This is a genomic window from Armatimonadota bacterium, from assembly GCA_017993055.1.
GTDB lineage: Bacteria > Armatimonadota > UBA5829 > DTJY01 > DTJY01 > JAGONM01.
Genome location: JAGONM010000063.1, coordinates 1 through 9,533, shown reverse-complemented (window position 1 = coordinate 9,533; position 9,533 = coordinate 1). Strand labels below are relative to the sequence as shown.

Here is a 9,533-nt window from a genome sequence, read left to right as displayed (position 1 = left end):
GAAGATCGAGAACTACGTGAAGGCGACCGCGCTGATCGCCCAGACCACCCTGCGGAGCACGGTCGGCCAGCACATGCTCGACGAACTGCTCTCCGAGCGCGACAAGGTCAACGAGAAGCTGCAGACCGTTATTGACGAGCAGACCGAGCCTTGGGGCGTGAAGGTCACGAACGTCGAGGTCCGCGACGTGATCCTGCCGGAGACGATGAAGCGGGCGATGGCGGGCCAGGCCGAGGCTGAGAGGGAACGGCGAGCAAAGGTCATCAACGCGGAAGGCGAGTACCAGGCCTCAGCAAGGTTGGCGGAGGCGGCACTCGTTCTCAGCAAGGACCCGGCGGCGATCCAGCTTCGATTCCTGCAGACGCTCGCGCAGGTGGCGACCGAGCACAACAGCACGACGATTTTCCCGGTGCCTATTGACCTGTTCACACCGTTCATCAAGGGCATGCAGGAGAAGGCGGAGAAGTGACGGAGTAGGCCGTCAGCATCTGTTCAGTCGAACGCGGAACTCGGTAGTCTTACCGGTTTTTCGAAATCCACCTGTGACTGAAACCGGTTGCTGCCATAATGAAAGGTAACTCCAGGATAACGCAGCAAGCGGACCTCTAAGAAGGTCGTTGAAGAGGCGGGCCTGGACCATTTCGAGGGACGCCGGCAATCCACAACTGTTGCCGTGCCGGCGTCCCTTTTGCTTTGCCTTGACACCCCTGTTCCCCGTGCGCTATCCTCGCCTCAAGGGTCTCCGGAGGAAACACCATGCGAGAAACGGTCCGCTCGGGCGATATCGTGCGAAATCGGTGGCCGCGGGATATGCGGCGCCACCTCAACCTCTTCATGGGCAGCGGCCGGGCCGGCGCGTGTTTCGACGCTTACGGCCTGATGAACAACGGCATTCGCGGCGAGCATCTCGTGAGCCTGAGCCAGACCAGGCTGATGCACGCCGATCACTGGCACCGCGGCGCATGGGGCCTCGACTACTGGCTGCCGGTTCTCAAGATCGCCTGGGAGGGTGAGCTTCCGCCCGAGCCGGATCACTACCGGCAGAAACTCGACCTCTACGACGGCCGGCTGACCACCGAGATGTCCTGGCCGGACCTCCGTCTCTCGATAGCCTCATACTTCCATCCCGGGCGCCGGGACCTGCTCGCGTTCGACGTCCGCTTCGAGGGCCGCATGCCGGGCCTGCTGATCGCTCCTGAACTCGACGCCCACACGCACTACGATCAGCATCTCACCGGGGAGGCGAGAGGCCTCGAACTCGACTCTGCATCCGGGTGGTGGCTCGGACGAATCACCATCGGGACGGCCGACAGCGTCGCCGGCCTGCGGGCGATCACGACCGACGGCACCGTTCAGCTGGAGCCGGTCGCCGAGGGACTCGCGGTCCGATTCCGGGGCGAGACCGGTAGACACCTTCTGGTCGTCGGGACGGCGGGCCTCGGGCGGCGCGACGAGTTGTGCCGGGACATGAAGGCCGTCGGCGCTCCCGAGGAGTTTGCGGCGGAGGCGGTCCAGGCATGGCACCGGCGATGGGGAGACGGGTTCATCCACGTCCCGGTGCCGGAGTACCAGGCGCTGTGGGCGCGGTCGCTGTTCTACGTGCTGTCGAGTTACGCGCCTGACGTTCGGCCTCCCGCGCCGCCGATGGGCTGGGCGGGAAACGGCTGGCCGTTCGGGTTCCCGCAGGACCTCTCGTACCTGCACCCGGCGCTCCTGCGCCTCGGACACCTGGACATCGCCCGCTCGTGGGTCGAGTCGTATCGCAACGACCTCGAGACCATGCGCGACTACACCAGGCGCATCTACAATGCCGAGGGCACGATGTGGGCGTGGGAGTACCCCATCGGCCCGGACTCGAAGCTTCTCCAGGACGGCACGCCGAACTGGTGCCAGTTCGAGATCCACAACGCCGGATACCCCGCGCGGATGGCCCGGGAGGCGTCGCTCCACATCAATGACCGGCAGTGGACCGAGGAGGTCGCGTGGCCGATCGTGCGGGAATCGGCTCGATTCTTCGGCTCCGTGCTCCGGCCCGAGGACGACGGCACTTGGGGCATGCACGTCGTCCCGTCGTTCGGACAGGACGAGATGGGCGGCAAGGATGCGAAGAACTATCTCTGCGCGCTGTGGAGCGCCCGGTACACCCTCCAGACGGCGCTGAGGATGTCCGAGGACTTCGGGGAGCAGGATCAGGACTCCGACCGGTGGCGCAAGATACTGGCGGACGGGCTGGCATTCGGCAGGCTGCTCGACCAGAAGACCGGCCTGCTGGTGACGTGCGAGGGCCTGCTCGGCACGGAGCAGATCGGCAGGGAGAAGCACCCGGTCCAGCTCAACCCCCTGATCTTCCTACCCACGGGCAAGCCCGACGAGCACGTCCTTCGGGCATACGAGCGTCGGTACGATTTGTGCGCGGGTGTGCGGGAGAGCACCTATTACGGCTGGACGCTTGCGGCGTACTGGCTGGCAGCGTCGCACATGGGCGATGCGGACGGCCTGCTCCATGAACTCGGGCAGTCGCTCCCCGGGCGGTATGTGGACCCGGGCTGGATACAGATCTTCGAGACCTCAGGCGCGCTCGGAGCCTCGTACTACGTCACGAGCCACGGTCTCTATCTCCAGGCGCTGAACGACGCTCTCGTCTCGGACTACTGGGGTGAGACTCAGATCGGCGCGGCGTGCCCGGATGCCTGGCAGGAGGTTCGCTTCGGCGGGATGCGCACGGCGGACGGTCGGGTGCACAGCGGGGTTCGGCACGGCCGAGAGTGGGAAGTGAACGATGAACGGTAGGCAGTTGTTCGTCGGCCTTCTTGCGGCGCTGGCGCTGATGGGAAATGCGGAGGGAAAGAGCTTGAACCTGACATTCTGCTGCGCGCGGGATAACGACCTGTACACCGTCCTGTCGAGGTCCGGCAACTACCTGCGATACGATACACCATCAGAGGCCGTGGAGTACGCGAGAGACGGCTCGGCAGTCCTTATCCTGGCGGACGGGTATCCCCATACTGCGGCGACCATTGCGCTTGAGGTGTTCGACCGCGCGCGGGAGAAGAACCTGCGCCTCTACATCGAGTATCCGGCCTCGCTGCCGGGGATCGAGGTCGGCGCGCCTCAGCGCACGGTCTGGGAGCGGGCGGTGGTCTCTTCCGATGCATTCGGCGAGGCGTTGCCGAAGCTCCACATAGTGGCCGTGCATGATTGCCACTACGTGCCCGTGAAGGCCGAGAACCCGCTCCTCGTGGCGGCGAAGGTTGCCGGATTCGACACCGCCATCTTCGGACTGCCGGACAACGCATCTCCCCTGCTGTTCGAGGTCCCGGACCGCAACCTCCTCATCGCCACAACCAAGCTTAGCGGCTTCGTGACCGGCAGGTACGCGCCGACCTACGCATGGAGGATCATCTGGGAGCGCATCCTGGCGGTGCTCGACCCCGGCGGTCATCCGAAGATCGAATGGACGCCGACTGTTCGTCCGGCGTACGGCCGGGACGGCAAGCTTCCGAAGGACTTCGAGCGGAAGGCGTTCGACACGGCGGCCGACTGGGTGTTCCGCTCGCGCCTGCTGATCCACCCGTCACGCGAGGCTGAGGTCCACGATCTTCTCGCCCGGAACATCGAGGACATCGAGGAGCCGGGCGCGGATGCCCCCGTCGGTGACGGGTCGCTCGGCATCCTGGAGGGGTACTCGGCCGCCATCAGGCACGACGGCTCGCAGGTCCAACGCCTTCCGATCCGGTCCGACTGCCATGCGGAGACCGCAGCGGTACTGGCGCTGGACGCGATGCTCAACGGTGACAAGAGGAGCTGGAAGACCGCCTCGAACCTGCTGGATTATGTTTACTTCACCTCGGGCATGTGCGGCGGCGCGAGAGGCAATCCGAAGCACCCCGCCTACGGCCTGATCGCCTGGGGGAACATCTCCCGCGCGTGGGAAGTTGCCAGCTACAGCGACGACGACGGCCGCGTCATGCTCGGCACCATGCTTGCGTCAGCATGTCTCGACGAGAACAAGTGGGATGAGCCGCTCCTCAGGGCGCTTCTCGCCAATCTCCGAACTACCGGCCCGCAGGGATTCCGGGGCGACCGGATTGATATGCCGCCTATCGAGGCGGTGGGATGGAGACACTTCCACGACACGGACCGGGTCAACTACTCGCCCCACCACGAGTCGTCCCTCTGGACGTGCAACCTCTGGGCATACCGGCAGACCGGCTACAAGCCGTTCATCGAGCGCACCAAGACCGCCGTCCGCATGACGATGGACGCTTTCCCCGACGGCTGGCGCTGGAACGACAGCATGGAACGCGCCAGGATGCTCATCTGCCTGTCGTGGCTCGTCAGGCTCGAGGACACGCCCGAGCACCGCGAGTGGCTCGATCGGATTGCAGATTCGATCATCTCGTTCCAGCAGCCGTCCGGCGCGATTGACGAGCGGCGGGGCGGCATACTGACCGGCTTCCAGATCGCCATGTCGAACGAGGAATACGGCACGGGCGAGACCCCGCTCATCCAGCAGAACGGCGACCCGGTGACCGATCAACTCTACACGACCGGGTTCGCGCTCCTCGGCCTGCACGAGGCATACGCCGCGACCGGCAACTCGAGGTTGAAGGCGGCGGAGGATAAGCTCGCGGAGTTCCTCTGCCGCATACAGGTCCGATCTGAGAAGTACCCGTACCTCGACGGCACGTGGTTCCGCGCGTTCGATCACCGGCAGTGGGACTACTGGGCGAGTTCGGGCGACGTCGGCTGGGGCGCGTGGAGCGTCGAGGCAGGATGGGCTCAGGCCTGGACAGCGGTAGTGCTCGGGCTGCGTCAGAAGGGCGTCTCGATGTGGGATATGACGTCCTGCAGCCGGATCATCGAGAAGTGGGATGTCGTCCGCGCGCAGATGAAGCAGAACGACGGCGCCCCGTGGACCGGCACACCTTGGAAGGGCAGCCGGGAGTAGTAACCACGGAGACACGAAGTACACTGAGGACAACCTGACGTGTAGGGGCGAAGCACTGGCCCACCGGAAAGCACCGAGTTGTCGAGCCTATTCGCCAATGGTTCGCCCGGCCCGGCACAGAGGACACGCTGAGATGACTCACCGAGAGCGCACCCTGGCCGCGATACGGCATGAGACGACTGACCGGGTCCCCGTGGATGCGATATGCATCGAGACGATCCCGGAACTGGCGGAGCACCTCGGCATCGCCCAGGAGGCAGTTCTCGACCGGCTCGGGATAGACGGGCGAATCGTCGCCGCCGGGTACACCGGCGAGATGCCGCCCGGGGAATGCATCACCGAGTGGGGGACATCCTGGCGCTGCGACTATTCGGTTGATCGGGGATGCTATCCACTCGCCGGCACGACATCCGCCGCCGAGATCGAGCGCTACCGGTGGCCCGATCCTGCCGACTACGACTATGCGGGGGCCGGTGAAGCAGCAAGATCGCTCGGGGACTCCTACGCGATGCGTGGACCCTACTGGAACCCGATCTTCTGCCGGGCGCTCGACCTCTTCGGCATGGAAGAGGCGATGGCCAACATGTCGCTCGAACCGGTGCTCTTCGAGGCGGTCATCGAGCGGGTCTACGAGTACCTGGCGGAGTACTGCCGGCGGCTGATCACGGCGTGCGGCGACTCGATGCCGATCCTCTGCCTGGCCGACGACTTCGCGACCCAGCGCGGACTGATGATCTCGCCCGAGCAATGGCGCAGGTTTCTCAAGCCCAGGTACGCCGGGCTCTTCGAGATCGGCAAGCGGTCGGGCAAGCTGATCTGGTTCCACTCCTGCGGCGACATCACGTCGGTTCTGCCCGATCTGGTCGAGATAGGGATGGATGTGTGGGAGACGGTGCAGCTTCATGCGCTGCCGATGACCGCGTCGGAACTGAAGCGCGAGTACGGCGGGCACCTCTGTTTCTTTGGAGGAGTGAACACCCAGCATCTGCCGTTCGCCAAGCCGGACGAGATTCGGGAAGAGGTCAGGCGCTGCATCGAGATTCTCGGCGCGGGCGGCGGGTACATCTGCGGGCCGGACCACCACATCAAGCCCGATGTCCCGCCGGAGAACACGGTCGCGCTTTTCGACGCGGCAACCGGGAGGCCCACGCCAACCTGATCCTGAGGTTGGCCCATGGGACGCATCATCCACCCCGGCGGCGGCAGGCCCTGAATCAAGTCCATGTTGACGTGCCGGGTTTCTCGACTCCTTCCCTCGACCCCCCGTCATGGCTTATAATGAGCCAACGACATGACGAACATACTCGATTCCCTCAACCCCGCCCAGCGCGAAGCGGTCGAACATCTCGAAGGCCCGCTCCTCATCTTCGCCGGAGCCGGAAGCGGCAAGACCCGCGCACTCACCCATCGGATCGCCTATCTCATCCGCGAACACGGCGTCCACCCGCGAAACATCCTCGCCGTCACGTTCACGAACAAGGCCGCGCGCGAGATGAAGGAGCGCATTGAGAGCCTGGTCGGCTCGCAGGCGCTCAGCGACATGTGGGTCGGCACATTCCACGCGATGTCCGCCCGCCTCCTTCGTATCAGCGGCGAGAAGATCGGCATCCACCGCGACTTCGTCATCTACGACGAGAGCGACCAGAGCACGGTGGTTCGCGAGTGCCTCGAAGAGCTGAACATTGACGAGAAGATGTACCCTCCGAAGACGATCCTCTACAAGATCAGCCACGCGAAGGAGCAGATGGTCCTGCCGGAGGACTACGCATCGGCATTCGCGCACAGGTTCGATCCGATCGTCGCGCGCGTCTACCCGCTCTACCAGGAGAAACTGAAGGCGAACCGGGCGCTCGACTTCGACGACCTGATCTTCCACGCCGTCCGCCTGCTCGACCAGTGCCCGGACGTCCGCGAGCTATACCAGACAAAGTTCGAGCACGTGCTGGTTGACGAGTACCAGGACATCAACCAGTCGCAGTTCGAGCTGGTGCGCTTCCTGGCTGGATATTATAGAAATATATGTGTCGTTGGTGACGATGATCAGTCCATTTATTCGTGGCGTGGAGCAGACGTCGAGCTGATTCTCTCGTTCCAGAAGCACTACAAAGACGCCAAGGTCGTCAAGCTCGAGCAGAACTACCGCTCATCGCGGAACATCCTCGACGCCGCCTACCATGTGATCTCGCGGAACGAGCGCCGCGCCGAGAAGCAGCTCTGGACCGACCGCGACGGAGGCGCGCTCCTTACGCGCATCGAGGCCGTGGACGAGCACGACGAGGCGGCGAAGGTGGTGTCGCAGATTCGGGAGAGGGTCCGCTCGGGCGAGTGCGACTACGGCGACTTCGTGGTGCTCTACCGCATGAACGCCCAGTCGAGGCTCTTCGAAGAGGCGCTGATGAACTACCGCGTGCCGTACCGGATCATCGGCGGCGTGCGGTTCTACGAGCGCAAAGAGATCAAGGACCTGATGGCCTACTTGCGGCTCGTCTACAACCCGATGGACAGCGTGAGCCTGAAGCGGATCATCAACGTCCCGGTCCGCTCGATCGGCCCGGCGACGCTCGCGAAGATCGAGTCGTTCGCGCAGGATGAGGGAACGACGCTCGTCGAAGCGCTGAGGCGGGTGGAAGAGATCGAGATTCAGCCGAAGCCGAAGCGCGCGATCAAGGAGCTTTCCGCCCTGCTCGACTTCCTGCACGAGAAGCGGGAGGAGTATCCCGTCGGCAAGCTGCTGAAGGAGATCGTCGAGAACACAGGCTTCCTGACCGACCTGCAGAAGGCCGGGACGCGGGAGGCCGACTCGCGAGTGGAGAACGTCAAGGAGCTCTTCTCCGTCGTCGAGGAGTTCGAGAACACGAGCGAGGACGTCACGCTCCGGTCGTTCCTCGAGCAGGTCGCGCTGGTGACGGACATAGACAGCCTCGAGGAGGGCCAGGAGGCGATCACGCTGATGACGCTCCACGCGGCGAAGGGGCTCGAGTTCCCCGTCGTCTTCATGGTCGGCATGGAGGACGGGCTGTTCCCGCACAGCCGCTCGATTCAGGACCGGGACGGCCTGGAGGAGGAGCGTCGGCTATGCTACGTCGGCATGACCCGCGCGGAGGACGAGCTGTTCCTCTGCCACGCGTACTGCCGGACGATGTACGGCATGAGGGAGCGCAGCGTGCCGTCCCGCTTCCTCCGCGACATTCCGCTCGAGCTGTTCGGGCGGAAGAAGATCGAGCAGCCGTCCCGCCCGACGGCAGCGGTTCCAGGGGTCACGACCGGCGCGGCGTTCCGGCCGAAGGAGGCGGCTCCGCGTCCGGCGGCGAAATGCCCGTTCAAGGCCGGCGACAGGGTGAAGCACAACGTCTTCGGCGCAGGGATCGTGGTCGGCGCCCAGGCGGCGGGGACCGACTATCAGGTGTCGGTCGCGTTCGAGGACGTCGGCATCAAGAAGCTGATGCTCTCCTTCGCGCCGCTCGAGAAGGTTGAGCTGTAGTCAGACCGGTCTGACCAGTCAGACGTGTCAGACAAGGAGGTCACTATGAAAACGCTCGGTTTCGGAGTCATCGGCGTCGGGACGTGGGGCGAGTTGCACGCTCGGGTCTACTCGGAGGACGAGCGGATCACCCTCGCGGGCGTGGCTGATATGAACCACGCACGCGCCGAGTCGGCCGGAGTGAAGTTCAAGACCGCCCACTACACCGACTATGACACCCTTCTGGCCGATGAGTCGGTCGCGGCAGTCTCGATCACCACGCCCGACTTCGCACACGCCGAGATCGCAGTCGCCGCCGCCGAGGCCGGGAAGCACATCCTGGTCGAGAAGCCGCTCGCCACTACCACCGAGGACTGCCGGAAGATCATCGAGGCCGCGAAGGCATCCGGCGTCAAGCTGATGGTTGACTTCCACAACCGCTGGAGTCCGCCGTTCTACAAGGCGTGGGAGGCGATCCGCAAGGGAGAGATCGGCGAGCCGCAGCACGTCTACTACCGGCTCAGCGACCGAATCTTCGTCCCGACCGAGATGCTCCCGTGGGCCGCGAAGTCTACCGTCGCGTGGTTCATCGGCACGCACTCGATCGACACCGTCCGCTGGCTGCTCGGCGAAGAGGTCACGCGGGTCTACGCCGTCGCCCGGTCGCGCGTCCTGAAGGGGATGGGGATTGATACGCCGGACTTCTACCAGATCACGCTCGAATTCGCATCCGGCGCGACCGCCGTGATCGAGAACTCCTGGATCCTGCCGAACTCGATGCCGAACATCATTGACCTCAAGTGCCAGATCGTCGGCAGCAAGGGCATGCTGAACCTCGACACGAGCCACAACCGCACGGTGGAGAAGTACACGCAGACCTCAGCGGAGTACCCCGATTTCCTCGTCCTGCCGGCGATCTACGGGGAGCAGAAGGGCTTCGCGGCGGATAGCATCCGGCACTTCGTGGACTGTGTGCTCGCCGATACTGAGCCCCGCGTCACCGGCGAAGACGGCCTGGTCGTGACGCGGGTCATCGAAGCGATCGAGGAGTCGGTCCGCACCGGGCTGCCGGTCGGTATTCCCTGATCTCCCGCTACCCGGGGAGTACGCGGAATCCGCCTC

Annotated in this window: 6 protein-coding genes; all 6 read left to right on the top strand. The window is 64.6% G+C overall.

The features are described from left to right. The coding region (locus KBC96_15030) for a slipin family protein (protein MBP6965706.1) at positions 1-469 on the top strand (469 nt) is incomplete at its 5' end. A gap of 287 nt (positions 470-756) precedes the next feature. Continuing rightward, positions 757-2,790 (top strand): hypothetical protein, encoded by a 2,034-nt coding sequence (locus KBC96_15025; GenBank protein ID MBP6965705.1) that lies wholly within the window; start codon positions 757-759, stop codon positions 2,788-2,790. Beyond that, positions 2,780-4,951 (top strand): hypothetical protein, encoded by a 2,172-nt coding sequence (locus KBC96_15020; protein MBP6965704.1) that lies wholly within the window; start codon positions 2,780-2,782, stop codon positions 4,949-4,951. Before KBC96_15025 ends, KBC96_15020 begins: the two co-directional genes overlap by 11 nt. Before the next feature lie 133 nt (positions 4,952-5,084). Beyond that, entirely contained in the window at positions 5,085-6,110 is a 1,026-nt protein-coding gene (locus tag KBC96_15015) for a hypothetical protein (protein ID MBP6965703.1), read from the top strand. Positions 6,111-6,242: 132 nt separating this feature from the next. Beyond that, complete coding sequence (gene pcrA / locus KBC96_15010; GenBank protein ID MBP6965702.1) at positions 6,243-8,432, top strand: DNA helicase PcrA; 2,190 nt, start codon at positions 6,243-6,245, stop codon at positions 8,430-8,432. A gap of 45 nt (positions 8,433-8,477) precedes the next feature. After that, complete coding sequence (locus tag KBC96_15005; GenBank protein ID MBP6965701.1) at positions 8,478-9,497, top strand: Gfo/Idh/MocA family oxidoreductase; 1,020 nt, start codon at positions 8,478-8,480, stop codon at positions 9,495-9,497. The last annotated feature ends 36 nt before the right edge of the window (positions 9,498-9,533 follow it).

Coding starts and splice junctions, on each gene's coding strand:
- KBC96_15025 (MBP6965705.1), top strand. CDS start 757: ATGCGAGAAACGGTCCGCTCGGGCGATATCGTGCGAAATCGGTGGCCG.
- KBC96_15020 (MBP6965704.1), top strand. CDS start 2,780: ATGAACGGTAGGCAGTTGTTCGTCGGCCTTCTTGCGGCGCTGGCGCTG.
- KBC96_15015 (MBP6965703.1), top strand. CDS start 5,085: ATGACTCACCGAGAGCGCACCCTGGCCGCGATACGGCATGAGACGACT.
- pcrA (MBP6965702.1), top strand. CDS start 6,243: ATGACGAACATACTCGATTCCCTCAACCCCGCCCAGCGCGAAGCGGTC.
- KBC96_15005 (MBP6965701.1), top strand. CDS start 8,478: ATGAAAACGCTCGGTTTCGGAGTCATCGGCGTCGGGACGTGGGGCGAG.